Raw genomic sequence first — 450 nt, 5'->3', positions numbered from 1 at the left:
CGCGGGGATATTGACAAGAAGTTTTCCCCTACGCCGCCTACTTACTTCCTGCGGATCGCGCTGCAGGCTAACCGGCATCGTATCCTAAACGGGTTACAACGCATCATGACTGAGTTTCCGTATCACAAATACTTTCAAGTGAGGTGAGGATTTGAGCCAAAAGCTAATCGACGCAGTTGCAAACATCTTGATACAAGACAATGAATTCATGGAACTGCTCGAATTAACGCCATCCTCACCCGTCGAGAGTATTGTGAAGCGGATTGTCAAAGGTATCGAGCCCGAGAGCGTCTTAACAGGCGATAGCGTGCCATTGCTTTTAATTTACATCATGCCTGGACGCTATGGCAGAAATCACCTTGTTTACGAGGGGAAGTTTTGCTTAGACATATTTGCACCAAGCAGCGCGGATGCACGGCTGATAGCTGAGCGAGCATTTCGATTGTTTCA

Annotated in this window: 1 protein-coding gene; it reads left to right on the top strand. The window is 47.8% G+C overall.

The features are described from left to right. Positions 1-151 precede the first annotated feature (151 nt). The coding region (locus tag FGT79_RS30680; RefSeq protein WP_138756598.1) for a hypothetical protein at positions 152-450 on the top strand (299 nt) is incomplete at its 3' end.

The organism is Paenibacillus sinopodophylli, assembly GCF_005930355.1.
Taxonomy (GTDB): Bacteria; Bacillota; Bacilli; order Paenibacillales; family Paenibacillaceae; genus Pristimantibacillus; species Pristimantibacillus sinopodophylli.
Note: the sequence above shows the minus strand (reverse complement) of the source record. Positions and strands in the feature narration are given on the sequence as shown.